Origin of the sequence: Psychrobacillus sp. NPDC058041 (genome assembly GCF_042885655.1) — a bacterium.
Taxonomy (GTDB): domain Bacteria; phylum Bacillota; class Bacilli; order Bacillales_A; family Planococcaceae; genus Psychrobacillus.
Genome location: NZ_JBHVRO010000003.1, coordinates 155,451 through 178,107 on the forward strand (window position 1 = coordinate 155,451; position 22,657 = coordinate 178,107).

Annotated in this window: 20 protein-coding genes; 8 read left to right on the forward strand and 12 right to left on the reverse strand. The window is 35.7% G+C overall.

What is annotated here, in order from left to right; translation table 11 throughout:
- Nucleotides 1-346 precede the first annotated feature (346 nt).
- Genes ACFVR1_RS05870 through ACFVR1_RS05885 form a run of 4 tightly spaced genes read right to left on the reverse strand, consistent with a single transcriptional unit; the run spans nt 347 to nt 4,134 of the window.
- Nucleotides 347-1,354: a FecCD family ABC transporter permease gene (locus ACFVR1_RS05870; protein ID WP_387581602.1), complete on the reverse strand. Its 1,008-nt coding sequence runs from the start codon at nt 1,352-1,354 to the stop codon at nt 347-349.
- Complete coding sequence (locus ACFVR1_RS05875; RefSeq protein ID WP_387581605.1) at nt 1,351-2,349, reverse strand: FecCD family ABC transporter permease; 999 nt, start codon at nt 2,347-2,349, stop codon at nt 1,351-1,353. The genes ACFVR1_RS05870 and ACFVR1_RS05875 overlap by 4 nt, the downstream gene beginning before the upstream one ends.
- Before the next feature lie 59 nt (nt 2,350-2,408).
- Nucleotides 2,409-3,338: an iron-hydroxamate ABC transporter substrate-binding protein gene (locus ACFVR1_RS05880; RefSeq protein ID WP_387581607.1), complete on the reverse strand. Its 930-nt coding sequence runs from the start codon at nt 3,336-3,338 to the stop codon at nt 2,409-2,411.
- A gap of 4 nt (nt 3,339-3,342) precedes the next feature.
- Nucleotides 3,343-4,134: an ABC transporter ATP-binding protein gene (locus ACFVR1_RS05885; RefSeq protein WP_387581610.1), complete on the reverse strand. Its 792-nt coding sequence runs from the start codon at nt 4,132-4,134 to the stop codon at nt 3,343-3,345.
- A gap of 125 nt (nt 4,135-4,259) precedes the next feature.
- Here ACFVR1_RS05885 and ACFVR1_RS05890 point away from each other — a divergent pair, with 125 nt between their 5' ends.
- The gene (locus tag ACFVR1_RS05890; RefSeq protein ID WP_387581612.1) at nt 4,260-5,303 is read left to right on the forward strand and encodes an NAD(P)/FAD-dependent oxidoreductase; all 1,044 of its coding nucleotides are present in this window, start codon (nt 4,260-4,262) and stop codon (nt 5,301-5,303) included.
- A 28-nt stretch (nt 5,304-5,331) separates the two neighbouring features.
- Here the strand turns inward: ACFVR1_RS05890 and ACFVR1_RS05895 are convergent, their stop codons facing one another.
- Entirely contained in the window at nt 5,332-6,354 is a 1,023-nt protein-coding gene (locus ACFVR1_RS05895; RefSeq protein ID WP_387581614.1) for a DUF2804 domain-containing protein, read from the reverse strand.
- Between the two features lie 178 nt (nt 6,355-6,532).
- Here ACFVR1_RS05895 and ACFVR1_RS05900 point away from each other — a divergent pair, with 178 nt between their 5' ends.
- Nucleotides 6,533-7,021, forward strand: coding sequence for an amidase domain-containing protein (locus tag ACFVR1_RS05900; RefSeq protein WP_387581617.1), 489 nt, complete (start codon nt 6,533-6,535; stop codon nt 7,019-7,021).
- A gap of 332 nt (nt 7,022-7,353) precedes the next feature.
- Here ACFVR1_RS05900 and ACFVR1_RS05905 read toward each other — a convergent pair whose 3' ends face one another.
- Together ACFVR1_RS05905 and ACFVR1_RS05910 are read right to left on the reverse strand one after the other, a co-directional pair.
- Nucleotides 7,354-8,205, reverse strand: a complete 852-nt coding sequence (locus ACFVR1_RS05905) for a DegV family protein (protein WP_387581620.1) — start codon at nt 8,203-8,205, stop codon at nt 7,354-7,356.
- A 104-nt stretch (nt 8,206-8,309) separates the two neighbouring features.
- The gene (locus ACFVR1_RS05910; protein ID WP_387581622.1) at nt 8,310-8,882 is read right to left on the reverse strand and encodes a glycerol-3-phosphate acyltransferase; all 573 of its coding nucleotides are present in this window, start codon (nt 8,880-8,882) and stop codon (nt 8,310-8,312) included.
- 50 nt (nt 8,883-8,932) lie between these two features.
- Between ACFVR1_RS05910 and ACFVR1_RS05915 the strand changes: the two genes are divergently transcribed.
- Entirely contained in the window at nt 8,933-10,750 is a 1,818-nt protein-coding gene (locus tag ACFVR1_RS05915; protein WP_387581625.1) for a sensor domain-containing diguanylate cyclase, read from the forward strand.
- Between the two features lie 84 nt (nt 10,751-10,834).
- Entirely contained in the window at nt 10,835-11,413 is a 579-nt protein-coding gene (locus tag ACFVR1_RS05920; protein ID WP_387581627.1) for a nitroreductase family protein, read from the forward strand.
- A gap of 679 nt (nt 11,414-12,092) precedes the next feature.
- Here ACFVR1_RS05920 and ACFVR1_RS05925 read toward each other — a convergent pair.
- Both ACFVR1_RS05925 and ACFVR1_RS05930 read right to left on the reverse strand, forming a co-directional pair.
- Nucleotides 12,093-13,490 (reverse strand): dipeptidase, encoded by a 1,398-nt coding sequence (locus ACFVR1_RS05925; RefSeq protein ID WP_387581630.1) that lies wholly within the window; start codon nt 13,488-13,490, stop codon nt 12,093-12,095.
- A 219-nt stretch (nt 13,491-13,709) separates the two neighbouring features.
- On the reverse strand, nt 13,710-14,669 hold the full coding sequence (locus ACFVR1_RS05930; RefSeq protein ID WP_387581632.1) for an iron-hydroxamate ABC transporter substrate-binding protein: 960 nt from the start codon (nt 14,667-14,669) through the stop codon (nt 13,710-13,712).
- A gap of 442 nt (nt 14,670-15,111) precedes the next feature.
- On the opposite strand from ACFVR1_RS05930, the gene ACFVR1_RS05935 reads away from it, so the two are divergent.
- Both ACFVR1_RS05935 and ACFVR1_RS05940 read left to right on the forward strand, forming a co-directional pair.
- A complete protein-coding gene (locus tag ACFVR1_RS05935) occupies nt 15,112-16,377 on the forward strand; it encodes a hemolysin family protein (RefSeq protein ID WP_387581634.1) in 1,266 nt (421 codons plus the stop codon).
- 308 nt (nt 16,378-16,685) lie between these two features.
- Nucleotides 16,686-17,234, forward strand: a complete 549-nt coding sequence (locus ACFVR1_RS05940; RefSeq protein ID WP_387581637.1) for an RNA polymerase sigma factor — start codon at nt 16,686-16,688, stop codon at nt 17,232-17,234.
- 763 nt (nt 17,235-17,997) lie between these two features.
- Here ACFVR1_RS05940 and ACFVR1_RS05945 read toward each other — a convergent pair.
- The 3 genes from ACFVR1_RS05945 to ACFVR1_RS05955 form a co-directional block, all read right to left on the reverse strand.
- Nucleotides 17,998-19,566, reverse strand: coding sequence for an ABC-F family ATP-binding cassette domain-containing protein (locus ACFVR1_RS05945; RefSeq protein ID WP_387581639.1), 1,569 nt, complete (start codon nt 19,564-19,566; stop codon nt 17,998-18,000).
- Nucleotides 19,567-19,741: 175 nt separating this feature from the next.
- Nucleotides 19,742-19,924, reverse strand: coding sequence for an SE1832 family protein (locus ACFVR1_RS05950; protein WP_387581642.1), 183 nt, complete (start codon nt 19,922-19,924; stop codon nt 19,742-19,744).
- 47 nt (nt 19,925-19,971) lie between these two features.
- Complete coding sequence (locus tag ACFVR1_RS05955) at nt 19,972-20,976, reverse strand: hypothetical protein (RefSeq protein ID WP_387581644.1); 1,005 nt, start codon at nt 20,974-20,976, stop codon at nt 19,972-19,974.
- A 112-nt stretch (nt 20,977-21,088) separates the two neighbouring features.
- Between ACFVR1_RS05955 and ACFVR1_RS05960 the strand changes: the two genes are divergently transcribed.
- Together ACFVR1_RS05960 and ACFVR1_RS05965 are read left to right on the forward strand one after the other, a co-directional pair.
- Complete coding sequence (locus ACFVR1_RS05960) at nt 21,089-21,847, forward strand: NAD(P)H-binding protein (protein WP_387581647.1); 759 nt, start codon at nt 21,089-21,091, stop codon at nt 21,845-21,847.
- 185 nt (nt 21,848-22,032) lie between these two features.
- Entirely contained in the window at nt 22,033-22,596 is a 564-nt protein-coding gene (locus ACFVR1_RS05965; protein WP_387582420.1) for an NADPH-dependent FMN reductase, read from the forward strand.
- Nucleotides 22,597-22,657 lie beyond the last annotated feature (61 nt).

Sequence of the window (22,657 nt, forward strand, 5' to 3'; positions counted from 1 at the left end):
GAAGAATAACTTCGTACAATGAATGAATTAGTACTTTCTTTGTTTTTTCCATATGGAAAGCGGAACCAGAGAAAAATAGGTAGTATCTAAAGGTAAAGAAGGGAAGAGTTTCCGAAATGGTATATTCGGAAGCTTTTAAAAGAGTAGGAAAGTATTTTTTCTCTAATTATCCAAGAGGGCGATGGACAAACATACGCCTCAAGATGACTAAAAAAGAGGAGTTGGAAGAGACCTAGTCACTTCCAACTCCTCAAATTCTCCCGGTAATAGTGTAGTAGATGTTTCTTCCAAAGCACTAAGGAATTAGTGAAGCCAAGATGCACTAAAAGGGTGCTCGGTCTTTTTCTTATTTTTTTAATAATAAATACATAAAATAAGGAGCACCAATTAAAGCTACCATGACCCCGGCAGGAATACCATTGGGCTCAACAATATTTCTACCAATTGTATCTGCAAAAAGTAATAGCCAACCACCGATTAATATAGCAATTGGAATAAACAATTGATGTCTTGGACCGACAAGTGATTTTGCAATATGCGGAGCCATTAATCCGATAAAAGCAATACCTCCCGTAACGGAAACCGCAGATGCTGCTAGTGCAACGGCGGCAAGCAATAGAACAATTCGTTCCTTCTCAATTGATACTCCAACACCAACAGCTACAGGTTCACTTAATCCTAGAAGATTTAACTTATTTGCTTTATAAAACGTGAAAGGGATAAGAACGATTAGCCATGGTAAAAGTGCTAATATAAATGGCCAATCAGACCCCCAAATGTTACCTGCTAACCATTTTGCGATAAAATCTACTTTTTGACGCTCTGCTGATGAAATAAGTACAATCATCAAACCCGATAATGCCATAGAAAAACCAATACCGACAAGTATTAAGCGAACTGGCTGCAACCCTACTTTTCGGTTATAAGATAGTATGTAGATAAAAAATGCAGTGAGTAAAGCTCCGATAAATGCCACAACAGGAAGCATATAAACAAAAGAACCTGGCTGTATAGGGAAAAATAAGAAAAATAGAGCTATTGCAACTCCAGCTCCAGCGTTTATTCCAATAATACCTGGGTCAGCCAAATCATTGCGTGTAATGCCTTGTAAGATTGCTCCAGATAAAGCCAATGCCATTCCTGCAAGAATTGTAATAACAATCCGTGGTAAGCGAACCGAAAATAAAACAAATTCTTCTTTAAACGTCCCATTACCTAATATGGTTGGTAAAAGTCGATTAAATGATAAAGAAGAGTAACCAATTCCAGCGCTAATTAATGCAGTTAACACAATTAGGGCAAGTAAAATTAGTAGGAGAATTCGTTGTTTTTTTAATAGCTGAGATTGGATCATTGGAATACACTTCCTCCTTTGCGCACAATGAGAAGGAAGAAAGGTAGTCCCATTATTGCTATGATCGCTGCAACGGGAGTTTCATAAGGAATGTTTATAGTACGGCCAAGTGTGTCAGCAATCAACATCATAATAGCGCCTACTACAACAGACATCGGAATGATAAATCGATAATCAGTTCCGACCACAGCCCGGACGATATGAGGTACCATTAATCCAACGAAAGCCATATTACCGACGATTGCTACAGATGCTCCAGCTAGTAATATAACTACAATAAAAAGAATCATTTTAATTTGAGCGGTTTTCTGACCAAGTCCAACAGCAACCTCTTCATTTAGACTCAAAATAGTAAGTTGTCTAGAGAGTAACAGAGCAACTAATATACCAATACCAATAAAAGGGCTGATAATCTCTAACTGTTTCCAAGAGGTACCTATTAAACCACCTGCCGTCCACATGGAGACATCTTTTGAAACTTTAAAATAAATTCCAACACCATCTGCAATTGCATATAAAAAAGCAGAAACAGCAGCTCCAGCTAGTACAATTCGTAATGGAGAGAAGCCACCTTTTTTCGCAGCGCTAATGCTGAATACCATAACAGCGCCTACAGCAGCTCCAATGAAGCACGCAATCGTAATGCCTAAATAGTTTGAAACAGGCAGAAGTGCAATCGTTATAGCAAGTGCAGCATTTGCTCCAGAAGTAAGTCCGAGTAAGCCTGAATCTGCCAAAGGATTGCGCGTTATTCCTTGCATAATAGCTCCAGATACAGCAAGTGCGGCACCGACGATAATCGCTGCAACTTCTCGAGGTAGACGAATTTCACGAAGAATATTGATTTGATCATTTTTCAAATTTGAAAACATTGCATGCCATAAATCCTGGGTCGAAGTTTGAGCTGCCCCAAATATCATAGCGACGATAAACATAGCGAATAGTAAAGACAAACCGACAATGAACTTTATACTGAAATGAGCAGAAGATTTCATATTACGTTCCTTTCTCAATAATTAAGGAGGAATTCTTAGCTCGAATTCCTCCTTAATCATTACTTACTTAAAAAGTGATCTTTGAAGAAATCAAGTTGGTAGTCTAATGAAATTGGATCATTAAAATAAAATTCCTTCGCATTTGCTTCAAATACTCGATTGTTCTTAACTGCTGGAATATTTTTGTAAACATCTGTATCTTGGAAAGAGTTATCTTGATCGGACGATTTACTGAAAATAACATAATCACCAGCAAATTGAGGTAGAACTTCTAATGATAATGCATAATATCCATCTTTTAATGCCATCTCTTTGACTTTCTCAGGCATTGCTATGCCCATCGCTTGATAAAGTACTTCTGTTCCACGTCCCCAGTTATCACCAAATACATATAATTGTTTGTCAAAGTTTTCAATTACTGAAACAGTAGCATCCTTGCCGATAACCCCTTTAATTTCTTCACCTGCAGATTTAGTACGTTCTTTAAAGTCATTAATCCAATCCTGTGCTTCTTTTTCTTTGTTTAAAAGTTTTCCTATTTCTAAATGCTGTGTTAAATAATCTAATTTTCCATAAGTGAATGTAACTGTTGGTGCAATTTCTTTTAATTTATCTAAGCTTTGTGCAGTAGAAAGACCGATGATTAAATCCGGGTCTAGTTCAATAATTTTTTCTAAGTTCTCTTCTGATACTTCTTCGACACCAGATAAATAGCTATCGTATCGTGGATTTTGTTTGGACCATGAATCTACGCCAACCATTTTTACCCCAAGAGCAGCTACGTTACCAGCAAAAGACGATACGACAACTACACGCTTAGGATTTGCGGGCACTTCTATAGGACCTTCTTCAGACTGATAAGTAATTGTCGTTGGTTCTTCTTTTTCTTCCGTTGCTTTCGATTCTGTTTTGGTATCCGTAGAATCATTACCACAAGCTCCTAAAATTAGTACAAACAAAAATAATATAGGTAATAATAATTTTTTCATCTTGTTATTCTCCTTTGAGTAAATTGTATGTAATACACATTGGTTTATTTGTTCTTGGATCAACGCCAATTTCAGCATTGATATTGAACACATCTAGTAATACTTCATGCGTTATAACTTCGTTGCAGTTACCGGCTTTGACAATTTGTCCTGCTTTTAAGGCAATAATATAATCCGCAAAGCGTGCCGCTTGATTGAGATCGTGTAAAACCATGACAATAGTACGTTTTTCTTCTTGGTTGAGCTTTTGAAGAAGTTCTAGTACTTCTAGTTGATGAGCCATATCTAAATAGGTAGTTGGTTCATCTAAAAAAATTATTTCAGTTTCTTGAGCGAGAGCCATCGCAATCCAAACCCTCTGACGTTGTCCACCTGATAGGGAATCTACAGGGGAGTATTTAAACTCGCTTGTACCAGTCACTTGAAGTGCCCATTCAATTACTTCAAAATCCTTTTTTGTAAGGCGTCCAAAGCCTGTTTGATAAGGAAATCGTCCGTAGGAAACAAGTTCACCAACAGTAAGCCCACTTGCACTTTCAGGTGTTTGAGGTAAAATTGCCATCTTTTTTGCAAGTTGCTTTGTATTTTCCTTTGCAACATTTTTTCCATCGAGTAGGACAGAACCAGACTGATGTGAAATGATTCGTGTAATTGCCTTAAGTAAAGTAGATTTACCACAACCGTTGGGCCCAATAATCGTAGTAATTTTTTGATCAGGTATTTCAACAGACAATTCTTTTACAATTAACCGATCACCATAGCCAATAGACAAATCATCTGTATAAAGACGAACCATATACTAAACCTCCAAACTTATAGTTGCGTTAATAATTGATAACGATTATCATTATCATATGCTACTATATTTAATAACATGACCAATGTCAACAATAACTTTTTTTGGGTGGGAGACTTAAGTAAATGAAAAATATATATGATGTGACAATAATTGGTGGGGGACCAGCGGGACTATATTCCGCTTTTTATAGCGGTTTAAGAGAAATGAAAACAAAAATTATTGAATACCAACCACAATTGGGCGGAAAAATTCACGTATATCCTGAGAAAATGATTTGGGATGTTGGCGGACAAACGCCAATTTCAGGAGAAAAATTAATGGGCCAATTAATACAACAAGGACTCACATTTGATCCGGAAGTAGTGTTAAATGAGAAAGTAGAATCCATTGCTAAAGATGAGAATGGAATTTTTGTTCTACATACAGTTTCAGGACAGAAGCATTATTCTAAAACCATCATAATAGCTGTAGGTAGTGGAATATTAAAGCCAACAAAGCTTGAAATAGAGGGTGCAGAACGATTCGAAGTAGGGAATTTAAATTACACAGTAAAATCCTTGCAACGTTTCAAAGATAAAACAGTCATTATTTCAGGTGGAGGAAATGCCGCGATTGACTGGGCAAATGAATTGGAGCCAATTGCTAAAAAAGTATATCTGACATACAGAAAAGATGCCTTGAATGGTCATGAAGCCCAAGTAACGCAACTATTAGAAAGTTCCATAACTTGTTACTTTAATACAACTATTTCAAAACTTATAGCGAGTGAAAGTCATGACGTTATTGAACAAGTAGCATTAACGAATCATGAAACAGGGGAAATATCCTATTTAGATATAGATGAAGTGGTCATTAATCATGGATATGAGCAAGATGCAGATCTTTTAAAGAATAGTAATATAGATATTCAAATTGCTGAAAACTTTTATGTAGCTGGCACCAGTTTGAGTGAATCTTCCGTTGAGGGTGTATATGCTGCAGGTGACATTTTACAACATCCAGGAAAGCTGTATTTAATTGCAGGAACTTTCCATGATGCTGCAAATGCGGTGAATCAAGCAAAACAATATATTCAACCAGATGCAGATAATATTGCAATGGTTTCGTCACATAATGAAGTTTTTAAGGAACGAAATAGAGAATTAATCAAACAACTTATTCAATAAAAAAAGCTGAGTTAAATTACTCAGCTTTTTACCACTTGGCTTTATGCTCCTCGATGCATCCAAGTAATTGATGAATATGAAGGGAGGGACCATTTTCTAACTGGATTTTACCGTTATAATATCCTACCATTTGATGCACGTTCGAAGTCACAAGCTTTACATTTGTTTTTGCAATTCTATGGAAGAATGGAGTGAAAGTTAAATTCACTTCATTTGAAAACTTAGTTTTTATTGTCCAAGGTTGCATGAAATCATTCGGATTATAGGTAAATAATAAATCTTCGTGAATTTTAGTTAACTTACCATCGATGAAAATTCCGTTTTCCGTCATCCCAGTTCCATCCGTCCATTTTCCTCCAAAGTTCAGTCCAATTCGTTTGGAACCAACACGTTGGGAAGCAAAACCCCAATTCCATAAAGCTTCACGTGGCCAAACACCTCTGCCATAATCGAGCACAGAGAAATTATCCTCTGTTTGAAAAGAATAACGAGCATCTCCAATTTTTACGAAACCAGTTGTAGGCAATAAATGATGTTTAGCTGTAAATTGAAACTGTGTCCGACTCCATGGAATGACTACATTGAGTGATTCATCATCTATAGGATGTGAAATATGTAAATCAGCATGTAAAAAATCCCCATCGAAGTTAGGTATGGTAACTGTCATATGAGTTTCATTTTGTATATATAAAAGCTGAATGGACATTTCTTTTGAATGTAATTGAACGCTTTCCAAAATCTGAGTAGGCATTTTCACTTTATTGCCCAAAGGAATCGTTACCGTCTTTTCAACGTAACGTTGAGTTTCATAATTTAAAAAATATACAAAGCAAACTGCTGCATAATCTAAGTGACTAATCGTTGCAGAAAAAAGGATTTCATCTCCAAACACACACCAATAATTCCACTTTTTCTTCCGCATATAGTGTCCTTTTAAATTGCTTTCAATGATTGGCTTCTTCGCATATCCAATCGCTTTTGGATTTAAATTGCCTTTTTCATCACAAAGCAAAGTTGGCAATGTAATTTCTTTCTCTGCATGTTGGGGCATTAGCCATCTTCCTTTCCAAACTAATAAGAAAAATAAACTTTTCTGCTCAGTTACTTTCTAAACTACATAACTTTTTTTGTTAAATTTTTGTTTTGAAAAATAAAATAGGATTCATTGAATCAATACTAGCATATTTTTTAAACGAAATCATATAAACAGAAGAGAAGGAGGTGGAAAATTGGCAACATATAACCGTGCCGCAGCAGTAGCCTATGCCCAAAAATGGTGGAATAGTAATAATCCTAAGTTTCCGATATTCGATGTGGACTGTACAAATTATATTTCACAATGTTTATTTGCAGGTGGTGCTCCCATGAGAGGGCAGCCAAATAGGGGAAGAGGATGGTGGCTTGGAAATCATTCGTGGAGCTATAGCTGGAGCACTCCACATGGATTACGATGGTATTTGGCAAGGTCAACAAAGGGGTTACAAGCGACCCAAGTGGATTCTCCATCGAAATTAATACCGGGAGATCTTATTTTTTATGATTTTGAAGGAGATGGTAGATACGATCACTCGACGATTGTAACCAGTATCAAAGATGGTATGCCATATGTAAATGCACATACAAATAATAGTAGAGACAGGTATTGGGACTACGAAGATTCTTATGCACATACACCAAAAACAAGTTATATTTTCTTTCATATTAATGACAACTTCTAACCGAACGAAAAGTGTAACCAAACGATGGACGTTTAGTTACACTTTTTTTAAATATTGCGCATATGTATCGGAATGTTGCGGGTAGTTAAGCAGTAGATATTTCGAATACGCTCCACGAAGTTGCGAATGGTTCCGAAATGGTATCTTCGGAAGCTTTTAATAGTGTAAGAAAGTATTTTTTTCTCTAATTATCGGACAAACATCCATTGTGAAGTGACGCAGTCACTTCACGATCCAAAATCCCGCTGTAATAGTGTAACCAATGTTTCGTCAAATGCACTCAGGAATTAGTGAATCCAAGATGCACTGAAAAGACGCTTTTGCTTTTCAAATTATTTTACATACCACAGTACTGCTAAAGTTTCTTCACCGGCATGAACTGCTAAAGCGGTGCTAATTTCCCCAATTGTTACCTGAAGACTGGGTGATTGGAGCTGAAGATCATTTTTTAAAGCATTCGCTTGTTCTATTGCATTAGCGTGCATAATGTAAACTAGATCTACACCCTCTGATTGAACAGATTCTATTACTTTATTGATTAGATATTGTATAGCCTTTTTATGCGATCGAACTTTATCCAGTTCTTTTAATTCACCTTTGTTGTTGATTTGGATAATGGGCTTTATTTTTAACAAACTACCAAGATAAAACTGGGCACTACTTAATCTTCCACCTTTATAAAGCTGAGTTAAGTTACCAATTAAAATGTAATTACGAAATTTAGTTGCTTCTTTTCTTAAAGAGGATGCAATTTCTTCAAAAGACAGTCCTTGTTCTTCCAAAAGCAACCCTTTTTCTACTAAACCTGTAATTCCGGCAGATAATGATAGAGAATCGATACATTCCACTTGAACTTGTGCGATTTGAGCACCATTTATAGAAGAAGATATCGTTCCGCTCAAACTCTTGGAAATATGGATAGCAATAATTGATTCATATTCTTTGCTTAGATTTGTATAAAGTTCTGCAAATTCACCAGTAGATGGTTGGGAGGTTTTTGCATTTTCCGTACCATTTCGAATTCGTTCGTACAGTTGTTCAGAAGTTAAATCAACTCCGTCTATAAACTGTTGTTGTCCAAAAGATATATAGAGGGGAATAATATACACATCAGGATGCTCTTGAAGCGAAGTATTTACATATGCACTACTATCTACTACCCAAGCAATTTTTTTCTTAGTCATAAAAACACCCTATTCAATAAATTAGTTAATTAATAATAATTATAGCATAATGTCTGTCACATACTTAATAACCATTGTAAAAATTACTATTGTATAGATAATAATTAAGGCAGCCTTTTCCACCATCGAGTATTCCATGATTCCGCTAAATCATATCGATGCCGTATAAGAATAATTATAATTGCTATGGAAAGTGGCCATGCATGGTATAATGATGGATTTAGTAAACATATGAAAGCGTAAGAAAGAAAAGCTAAAAACATGCTCAATGTAGCACTTCTAATAATTAGCAGTAAAAGGGCAAAAAATAATGCCAATATACTGAATAACAGTGGATTATAAGCTAATGCTACGCCAACAAAAGTTGCAATTCCTTTACCACCCTTAAATCTTAGCCAAAAAGGAAAAAGATGACCTAATATAACTAATAATCCACCAATTGCAACAATAACTAAGGAGAATTGATAATAAAAGCCGAAATATATAATTAGAATCCCTTTTAGTGCATCGCCTAAAAAAGTAAGAAAAAAAGCCGTTTTTCCAAGAACCGCTCCAGCATTTCTTGCACCTAAATTACCACTACGCATCGTTCGTAAATCAGTTTTTTTCCATTTACCTACCCACCAAGCGGTAAGTAAATTACCAAATATATAGCTAATTAACCAGTAAAGATACATTACATCACCCCAAATAATTTGTTTGTGAGAGTAGAGAAAGGTTGCCCAGTTTGAAAACACGATTTTCACTATTATTTTTACTTATATTATTTACACTAGCATCCTGTAATCCACAAAATCTTGCACCTCCATTGGCGAAAAATGGAGTGTTAGTATTAAGTAGAGAAGACTTCACTAGTACGGAGCTAATTCAACTAAATGGAGAATGGAAGTTCTTTTGGAAAGAATTATTAACTGAAAATGAGATAAAGGATAGGACTAGCCAAAACACACAGGCAAACGTGACAGTACCATCCAATTGGGAAGACACAGTAGGAACCAACTTTGGCTACGGAACTTACTATTTAAAGGTCATAATACCGGAAGAGAAAGTGGGCAATACTTTAGCAATTACAACGACAAACCAGAATACATCTTACACACTTTTAATAGATGGAGTTAGGGTTGCTTCCAATGGTTATGTAGGCACAAGTTTTCTAACAAGCGAACCTGATTATTCTAATCGTCTCGTTTACTTTACACCGAGAAAAAAAGTAATAAATATCGTTTTACATATTTCAAATTTTACAAATCCGATAGGTGGAGCAACGAAGCCAATATATTTAGGAACTTCAGAACATGTTTCAAGAACATATGAAAATACTTTAGCTTATACAATGTTCATTATCGGTTCCATTTTGGTTATGGGAATTTATGAATTATTTATTTTCTTTTTTAGAAGAAAAGACAAAGTATTCCTTTATTTTGGTTTGATTAGTATTTTCATTTCTTTATATTCCATATTAAAACCACCTTATTATTTTAACCATTTTGTCGCTATGATTCCTTGGGTTTGGGCAAATCGATTTGAAATTATTTGTATTTACACTCTTTTCATTCTGTATTTATTTTTTGTACGAACAATGTATCCTAATGAAATGGAAAAACCACCAGTCGTTATTGGCATAATTATTTCAATTATTGCACTGACGGTAACAACGTTTGCGGAGCCTGTCTTTTATCAACCACTTTTATATTACTTTTTTATACTCATTGCTTTTTTTATGATTTACATGTTATATGTGCTAATTTTAGCATATAAGAGAAAAAGACCTACTATTTTTGTGAATCTATTAGCGAATTTAATATTTTTTAGTTCGGTAATAAACGATATATTACTCTATCTAAATTGGATTCATTCCATTCCTTTTACAACAATTGGTTTCTTTTTATATGTACTAATACAGTCAATCAATCTAAGTAAAGAATATGCTCGCAAATTTGAAGAAGCAGAGAATTTGTCCATTGATTTACAACAGCTAAACGAATCGTTAGATGACAAAATTAAAGAAAGAACAGAGGAATTAAAACAAAAGAATGATGAATTGAAAAAGCTGACCCTAGTAGATGGTTTGACAGGGATCTATAATAGAAGATATTTTAATGAATATGTGGGGAAATATTTCAAGGAAGCATTTTCTACTAATCAGCATTTGTCTCTGCTAATGATCGATGTAGATAATTTTAAAATATATAATGACAACAAAGGACATATTGCAGGGGATGAGTTATTAATCCACTACTCTCAGCTAGTAAAAGAAATGTGCAATGGTAACACATTTGTAGCAAGGTATGGGGGAGAAGAATTTGTGGTCGTTTTACCAAGTGTTTCATTACAAGAAGCTACTCATTTTGCTGAAAACTTACGATTATTAATAGAGGAACAAAAGATTTCAAGTACCATTGATGATAATTATGTCACAATTAGTGTTGGTGTTTCATCGACGGAGCATCATTCATTTAAACAAAAGGAAGAATTAATTGAGCGAGCGGACAATGCACTTTATGAATCAAAGAAAAACGGAAAAAACCGAGTAACTGTGCTGTGAAAAAAGCAAGACTTTTAATGCACTCAATTAATTGGTATGATATTAATAATCATTCACGTTTATTAAAAGGGAGTTTTTCAAAAAATGATAGGTCAATCACTAACTGTTCGCGATGCGATTGTTCAACGACGTTCCATAAAGCAATTTAACGGTCAACCAGTAGAAAGAGAAACATTATTAGCTATCTTAGAAGATGGAATATGGGCACCAAATCATCAGTTAAGACAGCCATGGCGCTTTGTTATTGCTTGTGGAAAAGAGCAAGTAGAATTATATGATGTGTTAAAAGAATTTGCTATTCCAAAATGGAAAGAGCTTTCAGAAGACGATTTAGAAAAACAAATGAAAAAATATACAGCACCTGGTGGATATGTATTTGTAATCGTTCCTGAAGACGCACGTCAGAAGGAGAGACTAGAGGATTATGCAGCAGCTAGTATGCTAGTACAAAATGTACAATTACTTGCTTGGGATCGAGGAATCGGGTCTTGTTGGAAAACACCAGGATTTTTAGATAATCCAAAATTCCGAGAAGCACTTGGAATAAAACCGGGAGAACGCATCATAAGCATGTTACAAGTCGGATACTTCGATGAAATGCCTAAACCAAAACCACGTAAAAGTGTGGAAGAATTAATTACGATATTCGAAAAACAACAATAAGTAAATGGAAATGGCTATCTCGCATCGAGATAGCCATTTTTGTGTGTGAATAAACGGCACAACGAGACCAATTGCTCTCTAATCGAGACCAATTGCTCTCTAATCGAGACCAATTGAAGTAGAACCGCAACCAAATGGCACCTACTCGAGACCAATTCCAGTAGGAACGCAACCATTTCTCACAATAAAGAGTTAACTCGAAATGAAACGTTATCGATTTTTGCATCGATAAAAATTCACGGAATTATTATCCATAAAAAGTGAATAAACGGCACAACGAGACCAATTTATCTCTAATCGAGACCAATTGAAGTAGAACCGCAACCAAATAGACCCTATTCGAGACCAATTCCAGTAAACCGCAACCATTTCTCATAATAAAGAGTTAACTCGAAATGAAAAGTTATCTATTTTTACATCGATAAAAATTCACGGAATTATTATCCATAAAAAGTGAATAAACGGAACAACGAGACCAATTTATCTCTAATCGAGACCAATTGAAGTAGAACCGCAACCAAATGGACCCTATTCGAGACCAATTCCAGCAGAACCGCAACCATTTCTCACTATATTAGTTAACAGGTATGAGATAGAGCATTAGAAAACTCCAATTATTACCGCAACTTGTAACTAAAAAACCACATGGATCATAGAAATCCATGTGGTTTAGTAAGCATTATTTTTTTAGATCTTCTTTAGAAAGTTCTGCCAGTTCATAATAGTAGTCTCCGATTACACGTAAACCTTGATCGAAGTTTTCCAAATGGAAATGCTCATTTGGTGCATGGAAGTTTTCGGTTGATAAGCCGAATCCCATTAGCACTACTGGTAAGCCTAGAATTTCGTCGAAAGCTGCAACGATAGGGATGGAGCCACCACCGCGTGTATATGCTGTTGGTACATTGTATACTTTTTCGTAGCTACGACCAGCCGCTTGAATTGCTGGATGATCGAATGGTGTGATAAACGGTTTACCTTTATCAAATTCAGTTAATGTCACTGTGACACCAGCAGGTTTATTTTTCTCAATATGCGCTCTAAGTTTGGCAACAATTTCATCTGGATCTTGGTCTGGTACTAAACGACAAGTAATTTTTGCTCCAGCCTCACTTGGTAAAACAGTCTTAATACCTTCTCCAGAAAAACCACCGAATACACCGTTAATTTCTAAAGTTGGACGAACCCAAACGCGTTCTAAATGAGAATAGCCTTTTTCTCCGAATAATTCGTCTACGCCAATCTCTTTTTTCAGTTCTTCTTCATCGAAACCTAGTGCTTTATATGCTTCTCTTTCTTCTTCTAATAAAGGACGTACATTTTCATAGAAACCTTCTACTTCGATAGTGCCTTCTGCATCACGGAAAGAATCCAAAATTGAAACCAGTGCATGGATAGAGTTTTGAACTCCACCACCATATAGACCAGAGTGAAGATCGCTTTTTGCACCTTTAACATCAATTTGCACGCCACAAAGACCGCGTAATCCGTAACAAACTGCTGGTTGACCAGGTCCTTGCATTCCAGTATCCGAAATGACGATTACATCTGCAGCAAGTTTTTCTTTATTGTTTTCTATATATTCTTCTAAATTAGGACTACCTACTTCTTCTTCGCCTTCAATTAAAAGCTTTACGTTAACGGGAAGAGTTCCTTCTGTTTGAAGAAGAGCTTCAATTGCTTTTACATGCATGAATACTTGCCCTTTATCATCGCTAGCGCCACGAGCAAATAATTTATTGTCCCGTACTTGTGGTTCAAAAGGTTCAGTTTCCCATAGGTTTAAAGGATCCACTGGTTGAACATCATAATGACCATAAATTAGCATCGTTGGTTTTCCTTCTGCATGTAACCAATCTGCATATACAACGGGATGACCGCTTGTTTTATCAACGATTACATTTTCTAAACCAGCTTTCGTTAAAGAATCTGCTAACCATTCTGCTCCTTTTTGCATGTCTTGCTTGTGTTCAGATAAAGAAGAAATACTTGGAATGCGTAAGAATCGTTTCAACTCTTCTAAATGTACTTCTCTTTTTTCAGTAAAGTATTTATCTAATGTAGAAAATTGGCTCACTAGAATCCCTCTTTTCATAAAATTTCGTGAATAGAAATAGTATAGCATAGCATAAGATTTGTGACATCGAAAATGTGGAGGTAATTGTTAATGCATAAGTGAAACAGTTGCTTTAATGAATAAAAAATACGAGGGAACCGTCTAATGGACAATACCCTCGCATTGAAAGAAAAGATTAAACTGTATGTTCGTTAAAGAACGGTATAGCAATCCCTTGAATTACTTGCCTAGAAATTTTTCAATAAAGAATTCTAGCTGATAATCCAAGCTAAGTGGATCATTAAAGTAGAATGATTTTGCATCGGCTTCGTAGACACGATTGTTTTTGACCGCTGGAATGTTTTTATACATTTCAGTATCCTGGAATGAATTATCTTCATCTGCGTTTTTACTGAAAATGACGTAGTCGCCAAAGTAATCGTTTAGAACTTCCAGCGATAGGGCAAAATAGCCGTCATTGATCGTTGCTTCTTTCACTTTCTCAGGCATGCCGAGCTTTATTTCCTGATAGAGAATTTCAGTTCCTCGTCCAAAGTTATCTCCATAGACATAGAGTTGCTTATTGAATGTCTCGATGACCGAGACCGTAGCATCTGGGCCGACCTTAGCCCTGATTTCCTCTCCTGCTTTTGTTGCACGAGCTTTGAAATCATCGACCCAGGCTTGTGCTTCTTTTTCTTTGTTTAACAATTTACCTACTTCTAGTTGTTGTGTTAAGTAATCCACTTTTCCGTAAGTATAAGTGACTGTTGGAGCAATTTGCTTAAACTTATCGATGTTATTAATATCTGAAAGCCCAATAATAAGATCTGGCCCTAGTTCGATGATTTTTTCGAGGCTTTCGTCCGTAACTACCTCAACGTCTTTAAGCTGCTCTTCGAATCTTGGGTTGGTTTTCGACATATCGTCTACTCCAACTAAAGGTACACCTAAAGCCATAACGTTACCTGTTAAAAATCTAGTAAGTACAACCACGCGCTGCGGATTTTTTGGAACCTCGACCGGTCCATCCTCGGATTGATAGATAAACGTGTCAGAACCCGATTCGGACCCGTCTGCTACCGAGTTTGACGGTTTAGATGAAGTAGTCTCTTTGTTTGCATCGTTTGTTTTGCTGTCGCTACAAGCACTCAGAAGAAGTATAAGAAACAGGAATAACGGAATAAAAAATTTTTTCATAAGATGTTTTTCTCCCCTATAAATTGGTATGTGTTGATATAAGAACACCGCATGAGTTACGAAATGTTCAACATATAATTGAAAATGATTATCATTTTCACTACAAATATTATTCTAAAGCCACATGGAATTGTTGTCAATTGTTGTTATTGTATGAGTACTCATGGGAAGGGTTTATTCATCAATCTTGTTACCTTTTGGGTAGGTTCAACAACTATTACCGAGATAATGCAGATGTGTTAGAAATGGAGGGTTAGTTGAAATTTAATATAGTTATATAGAAATCCCAGGAAAAGCATAATAATATGAGTGCTTATAAGAATACTGTTACTGGTTGTCGTGACAAATAAAACCCCATTGATTTGTGACAACTAAAATCACAGTATGCTATAGTTATAAAAAGGAATATTGTTCGACTTTATCATTTTAGGAGGATACAAAATTGTACACAGAGTTTGTACTACTAGGTTTTGCACTACTTGTTTCGTTTTTTTTATCGGGTAGTGAAACAGCATTAATGACAGTTAATAGGACGAAGGTCCGGTTGCGAGCAGAGCAAGGAGATAGAGATGCTGAAAAATTACTTGTTCTTTTATTAAAGCCGGACCGTATGACCATTACTATTTTGGTAGGAAATACAGTAGCTAACATAGCGATGACAGTGCTTTTAATCCTTATTTCAGAACATTATCATTGGGATATAGTTTGGTCTGTAGTGATATTGACTGTCGTCATAGTATTATTTGCTGAAGTGCTTCCGAAAACAATTGCTGCAACTTTTTCAGAAACAATTGTTTATAAGGTAGCACCATTAATACGACTGTTTGTTAAATTATTTAGACCACTAGCGTTTTTAATAGCTGAACTGATTAATATGATGATTCGAATTGGTTCTAAAGGTACTGTGAAGGAAACGACCATTTCAAAAGAAGAACTTTTAAATATGGTAGATATAGCCTCTACAGATGGTACGTTTGAAGAAGAAGAGTCTGAGCGAATAAAAGGGATTCTCGACTTTCCAAACAAAGATGTATCGGATGTACTTTCGACGCATCGAACAGAAGTGGTTGCTATTCCTTTGGAAGCCACTTATGAAGAAGTACGTGATACCATACTGGAACATTTTTATACGAGATATCCTGTTTATGAAGAGGATATGGATACAATAGTAGGGATGTTTTATTCCAAAAAACTTATTGAGTGGTCGATGTATCCATCCAAAAAGTTGGAGGAAATTATTGATAAAGATCCGTTGTTTGTAGTGCAGACATTAAGTGTTGAAAGAGTGTTTAAACTAATGCTAACGCATAAAAAGCATATGGCGATAGTATTGGATGAATACGGAGGAACACTTGGAATAGTTACGCATGAAGACCTAATCGAAGAAATGATTGGACAAGAAATAGAGGATGAAACGGATGATGATGAAGAAATCTTAGTTCATGAAATAACTGAAAATAGATTAGTTTGTGCTGGACGTATAGAAATTGAAGAAATTAATCAACTATTTGATATTAACATTCTAAATGAAAATGACACAATTGGTGGATTTGTTCTAGATCAACTGGGCCATGTACCTGAAGAGACCGAGCAGTTTTCATATGAAAACTTACTTATTGAAGTAAACGAAATGGATCGGAACCGTATTGCCAAATTAACAATAATAAAAAAAGAAATCTTACTTCCCGTAACGCAAGAGAGTTTATAGCTCCTTGCGTTTTTTTTTTTTGTCACATGCTTAGAAATTATATAATTTCTAGACGTTTTTGGAAGTATGGAATTTTAGGTGGTTATAGAATGGTTTTGGGGGTTGATAGCGATAGTTTAGGTGGATATATCCCGGTCTAGACGCTCGATGTAAAAATATTTCATTTTGTTGAGGGATATAGTTGTTCTCAGATTGCTGTATTAATTTTCTTACACGTTTGTAATAAAGTTGAAAGAGAATCCGATGGAGTGAAAGGTTGTTATTTGGCATTATATAGGTAACAAGAGAAGATGAGCGGAGGAAAAAATATGCAAGTGAATATAGAAGGCGTATACGAGGAGTACAACCGTTACATATATTTTTTATGTTTGAAATTAACTAAAAATCAAATAGATGCAGAAGATTTAATGCAAGAAGTATGGATGAAAGTGGTAAGATACGAATCTTATATGAAAGAGGTTGATCATGTAAAAGCATGGCTAACTACTATTTGTATGAATACATTTCGTGATCGTTACCGCAAACAAGCAAGACGTAGTAAATACATTGCAAATCAGCCTGAACAACTAGACGTTTCTATTCTAGATTTAATCGCTTCGGATGTATTATCTGTTGAAGAGCAACTGGAAAAAGAAGATGTTGGCGAGATTATTCGCTCTAAAGTTGCAGAGTTAGATGGCATCTATCAAAAAACAGTTTTGTACTTCTATGTACATCAATATTCCTTAATTGAAATAGCGGAAGTGATGAAAGTCTCTATCGGTACAGTTAAGTCACGATTATTTAGAGCGAAACAACGATTGAAAGAATTAATTATGAATGATGAATTTGCGAAGGATTCATTAGTTTTAGTGTAATATGGAAAAGGGCTTCTCGACATTTTAATGTTGGGAAGCTCTTTTTTTATTTTTTAAAAGTAGAATAGTTGACTTGGTCTCGGTTACAGTCAAATTGGTTGCGACTGAGCTGGAATTGGTCTCGCATACGTGTCGAATGGTCTCGACTTCAAGTAAATTGGTCTCGAAGTGCCATTTACTGTAAATGAAATAGCTGAATCCACGAATTTAATTCTATAAAAAATAAAATAGGTGATTTGGTCTCGGTTACAGTCGAATTGGTTGCGACTGAGCTGGAATTGGTCTCGCATACGTGTCGATTGGTCTCGACTTCAAGCAAATTGGTCTCGAAGTGCCATTTACTGTAATGGCGTAGCTGAATTCATGGATTTAATCCAATAAAAACATAGAATAGGTGACTTGGTCTCGGTTACAGTCGAATTGGTTGCGACTGAATTGGAACTGGTCTCGCATACATGTCGATTGGTCTCGACTTCAAGCAAATTAGTCTCGAAGTGCCATTTACTGTAATGGCGTAGCTGAATTCATGGATCTAATCCAATAAAAACATAGAATAGGTGATTTGGTCTCGATTATAGTCGAATTGGTTGCGACTGAGCTGGAAATGGTCTCGCATACGTGTCGATTCGTCTCGACTTCAAGCAAATTGGTCTCGAAGTGCCACTTACTGTAAGTCGTAAAGCATATTTTTCCTTCTTCTAAAGGTAATAATTCCCGTAAAAAAAGACCCCAAGTCTCTAAAACTTGAGGTCGGTTGACACACTTATTCTTCTATTACTTCCTTGCCAGTGGAGAACCATTCTTCGACGTTCCACACTTTTGTTACTAGGCCTTCGTAGAATTCGGGTTCATGGCTTACAAGGACGATTGTGCCTTTATATTCTTTCATTGCACGTTTTAATTCTTCTTTTGCATGAATGTCTAGATGGTTCGTAGGTTCGTCAAAAATTAACCAGTTACTTTCTTCCATCATCAATTTACATAATCGAACTTTTGCTTGTTCTCCACCACTTAAACTAGAGAGAGGACGGGAGATGTGTTCACTTTTCAAACCAGTGCGAGCAAGTGCGCCACGAACTTGATTTTGTTCCATACTAGGGTAAGTTTCCCAAATTGATTCGATTGGTGTTATATTCCCGGCTTTTACTTCTTGTTCGAAATAAGAAGGGAATAAGAAATCTCCACGTGTCACTTTTCCACCTAGAGCTGGAATTTTGCCTAACATCGTCTTAAGTAAAGTAGATTTACCAATCCCGTTCATTCCAACAAGTGCAATTTTTTCACCGCGTTCAATGGTGAACGTTAATGGCGGAAGCAGTGGGTTATCATAACCGATTTGTAAGTGATCTGCTTCGACAACATAGCGGCCAGAACTACGAGATTCTTTAAAACTAAATTCTGGTTTCGCAGCTGTTTCTGGACGGTCAATACGCTCAATACGATCTAGTTGTTTTTGACGAGATTTTGCTCGTCCTGTTGTGGAATAACGTGCTTTATTTTTAGCTATGAAGTCCTCTTGTTTCTTAATAAATTCTTGTTGCTTTTCATATGCATCAATATGCTGTCTTTTATTCAACTCGGCTAGCTCTAAAAATTTATCATAGGATGCGGTATACCGAGTCAACTTCGAGAATTCAAGGTGGAAGATGACATCTACAATGCCGTTCATAAATTCCGTATCATGCGAGATTAATAAAAACGCATGTGGATAGTTTTTTAGATAGTTAGATAGCCAATTTACATGTTCTTCGTCTAAATAGTTTGTAGGCTCATCTAGTAATAATACTTTTGGTTTTTCTAATAATAGCTTGGCAAGAAGAACCTTCGTACGTTGACCACCAGAAAGTGCTTCAACTGGACGCTCTAAACCAATTGCATCTAGTCCTAGCCCACGTGCAACCTCTTCTACTTTCATATCTAATGAATAAAAATCTCCAGCATCTAGAGCATCTTGAATTTCTGCCATTTGTTCGAGTAATTCTTCTAATTCTTCTGGAGTTGCATCTGCCATTTTTGCGATAATTTCATTTAACTCTTCTTCTTTTTTATATAGAGGTAAAAAAGCATCTCGAAGTGTGTCAAACATCGAGCGTCCTTGTTGAAGACGAGTATGTTGATCTAAATATCCATAATGTGTGCCGGGTAACCATTCTACACGACCCTCATCATAAATAATTTCACCTGTTAAAATGTTCATCAAAGTTGATTTACCAACTCCGTTCGCACCAACTAGACCAACATGCTCTCCTTCCACTAAGCGAAAAGAAACCTCTTTAAAAAGAGTGCGATCTCCGAATGTATGTCCCAAATTTTCTACGTTTAATAAGCTCATCTATTATTTCCTCCAAAAAAGAAAGCTCAGCAGAATACAAATCTGCGAGCTTTCAGACTGTTGATAAACGCTTTCTTTCTTTGTTGCAAGTAGTACCTGACTGCCAAGCGTTTTCAAAACAGTCTTAGGTATCACTTTCGAAATATAAGTAGTCTTCAATCTTTAAGCGATGAATTTACAAATCCGCGAGTTGTTTGTTTAGTTCTGCAAGGTTTTCTTCCATTTTAGCTAGTCTACGTTCGGCATTCTCTAATTGAGCAGGATATCCGTTGGATTCTAATTTTTCCATATCACCTTGCAATCGGATATAGTCCATTTTCAATTCAGCAATTTCCATTTGCAGTTGGTCTTTTGTCATGAAAAGTCACCTTCAGCTTTTTGAATAATTGTAGCATAAAAAGTTTCTTAACGTACGATTTCTTCTTCCTCTTTTTTATTGGCAATTGTTTGTTCAATAAGATTTACCACATCTTCTAAGTTAGAACTAAATTGAAAGTGTTTTTGTTTTTGAATATAAGCGTTTCTTCTATTATCATGCAAAATGATTTCCATCACTGCATTTTGTAGATAGGACTGTTTTATTTTGCGCCCTAGTCCTAAATTCGCAAAGCCATTTTCTTCTTGAGGAAATGCATAATTTATTTCTTCCTCATGTGCACAAAGAACAATGCAAGGGATTTTTTGTTGTGCAACTAATAGAGGGGTGTAAGCGCCAGAAGTTATGACGATATCACTAGTGTATATATAAGATTCAGGTTCTTTAGTGGAAATAACTTTAATGGATTTTCGAGTAAGTGCGAACCTTTTTAGCTCGTGTATATCATGTTTATAATAATTATCAACTACCACGCTAATTTGTAATGGAATATGCAATTGCACAAGATGTCTTAGCGTTCTGTACGTTAAGTTTTCAGGATCCTCATGAGGAAAGGCAACAACTATATGCGGTGGATTCTGTAGCGTGTTATTATTCTTACTAATCGTTTTATTTGCTGGGATATACCCAGTAGGTCCATATACATAATTATCTTTAGTTAGGTCCTGTGGATTTTCGTATAATGCTTGAAAAACAATATCCGCTAATGCGCTGCCATCACCATGATCATCAAAATGAATAAGCGGGCAATTAAATGTTTTTAAATGCCGTATTAAATCTTTTTCGGAATTCCCATTATCGTGAATAATGCAATCTGGGTTAAATAGTTTTAGTTTTTCTAACAGTTGCCCATTGTTTCTGTATATATAGGCTGTGATATTTTGAGTTTCTAAGTATTCGATAAGGCTTGTATTCGAACTAGGAACAAAAACCTTACAGTCTGTAGCTTTTAAAGCTGGGAGTAGCATCTTTGCTCTATCAGCAGGATATAATCCACGGTGTGAAAATGTATTTAAAAGATAAGCTAGTTTCAAATTGCATCTTCCTTTCCTGACATATTCTATTTATTGTATGGAAAGGGACAGGTGCTTATGACTACTAGAAATAGTGGAAGATGTAGCTATGAAGTGAGGAGGTTTTATTGAAATGGGAAAAAGAACAGCTATTGTTATTGGTGCAACGGGTTTTACTGGTAGTTTTTTAGTGAAGCAGCTATGTGAAAGTGAAGAATATGTCTCTGTTTCTGTAATTGCTAGAAATAATATTTCCTATAAACATCCGAAACTCGAAGTGAGGATAAAAGACTTTGAAACGCTAGAAGAAAAGGATTTAGAAATTGCAGATGATCTTTTTTGTTGTTTGGGTACTACAATGAAGAAAGCAAGAACCAAAGAAAATTTTGAAAAGGTAGATTTAATTTATCCACTACAAATTGCTTCATTAGCTAAAAAAAGAGGGATACACCATATACTCGTCATTTCCGCGGCTGGTTCCAGTAAGAAATCTCCGTTTTTTTATAGTCGAGTAAAAGGACAGATGGAGCAGCAATTAATTGATTTAAACCTTCCGAAACTATCTATTTTCCGACCTTCATTGCTTACTGGGGGGAGAAAGGAATTTCGATTAGGAGAACGTCTTGCAGAAGGTGTCTTTCAATTATTAAATCCCCTTTTATTCGGATTTCTAAAAAGATTTCGTTCTATTGAGGGAAATCAATTATCTTATGCAATGTACCACTACGCTGTTTATGGAAATAAAAACAAAGTAACAATCTACAAAACGTTAGATATTTTAAATGCAAAGCCCTTCATTGAAGAGGAAGAGCAACCCATCGCTCGTGAAGAATTGTTTAATTGGGACAAGCGAAAAGATATATTTGTAGAGAAAGAAAAAATAGACAATTGAAGTGATTTACAGCTATTAAAAAGAAGGCATATACTGCATTAATTAGTTTAAAGTTTGATAATATACAGAAAAATTGAAGAATGGTTCTCAGTCAAAAGGATGAACTTTAAAAAAATGAAACTCGATGTCTAAAATAATCTTATTTATTTGATACAATTAGTAACGGGTAAAGGAGGTTCTAAATGATGAAGATTCTACTTTTAGATGGGACAATTATCGGCACAAAAACAGGTGTCATTTTAGAACAGGTGAAAGATTATATAGAGAAGTTGAATATGAATTATACGTTGGAAATCGTAAGTTTGGCGAATTATGAACATCAATTTGTAGATGGAAGACCGTTTGATGATTACAATGATGATATGAAACTGCTAGTAAGTAAATTCGAGCAGGCAGACGGTTATATTATCGCCTCACCTATTTTTCAAGGATCTATTCCAGGAGTATTGAAAAATATGTTTGATTTTTTACATCCGAAAACAATGCGATATAAACCGGTATCTATCGTGGCGAATGGTGGGACGTATCAACATCACTTAGTAATAGAAAATCAACTCAAGCCAATCTTGGATTATTTCCGGTGTCTTGTTACACCAAACTATGTATACACCCATACGAGCCATTTTGATGGAAATAATATCATTGTGGATGAAGATGTGCATAAGCGTCTTCGCGAACTAGCTCGTGTTTTCGTGCAATACGCAGAAATGAGCAAAACGCTTTGCAAAGAGCCAATTGATACGCACTAATTTAGAGGATGTCCCCAAAATGCTGGAGACATCCTTTTTTTATTTTAAAATAAATGAACTT

Bases quoted from the DNA above. Each gene is read 5' to 3' on its own strand.
- ACFVR1_RS05870 (WP_387581602.1), bottom strand. From the start codon at position 1,354: ATGATCCAATCTCAGCTATTAAAAAAACAACGAATTCTCCTACTAATT.
- ACFVR1_RS05875 (WP_387581605.1), bottom strand. From the start codon at position 2,349: ATGAAATCTTCTGCTCATTTCAGTATAAAGTTCATTGTCGGTTTGTCT.
- ACFVR1_RS05880 (WP_387581607.1), bottom strand. From the start codon at position 3,338: ATGAAAAAATTATTATTACCTATATTATTTTTGTTTGTACTAATTTTA.
- ACFVR1_RS05885 (WP_387581610.1), bottom strand. From the start codon at position 4,134: ATGGTTCGTCTTTATACAGATGATTTGTCTATTGGCTATGGTGATCGG.
- ACFVR1_RS05890 (WP_387581612.1), top strand. From the start codon at position 4,260: ATGAAAAATATATATGATGTGACAATAATTGGTGGGGGACCAGCGGGA.
- ACFVR1_RS05895 (WP_387581614.1), bottom strand. From the start codon at position 6,354: ATGCCCCAACATGCAGAGAAAGAAATTACATTGCCAACTTTGCTTTGT.
- ACFVR1_RS05905 (WP_387581620.1), bottom strand. From the start codon at position 8,205: ATGACTAAGAAAAAAATTGCTTGGGTAGTAGATAGTAGTGCATATGTA.
- ACFVR1_RS05910 (WP_387581622.1), bottom strand. From the start codon at position 8,882: ATGTATCTTTACTGGTTAATTAGCTATATATTTGGTAATTTACTTACC.
- ACFVR1_RS05920 (WP_387581627.1), top strand. From the start codon at position 10,835: ATGATAGGTCAATCACTAACTGTTCGCGATGCGATTGTTCAACGACGT.
- ACFVR1_RS05930 (WP_387581632.1), bottom strand. From the start codon at position 14,669: ATGAAAAAATTTTTTATTCCGTTATTCCTGTTTCTTATACTTCTTCTG.
- ACFVR1_RS05940 (WP_387581637.1), top strand. From the start codon at position 16,686: ATGCAAGTGAATATAGAAGGCGTATACGAGGAGTACAACCGTTACATA.
- ACFVR1_RS05945 (WP_387581639.1), bottom strand. From the start codon at position 19,566: ATGAGCTTATTAAACGTAGAAAATTTGGGACATACATTCGGAGATCGC.
- ACFVR1_RS05950 (WP_387581642.1), bottom strand. From the start codon at position 19,924: ATGACAAAAGACCAACTGCAAATGGAAATTGCTGAATTGAAAATGGAC.
- ACFVR1_RS05960 (WP_387581647.1), top strand. From the start codon at position 21,089: ATGGGAAAAAGAACAGCTATTGTTATTGGTGCAACGGGTTTTACTGGT.
- ACFVR1_RS05965 (WP_387582420.1), top strand. From the start codon at position 22,033: ATGAAGATTCTACTTTTAGATGGGACAATTATCGGCACAAAAACAGGT.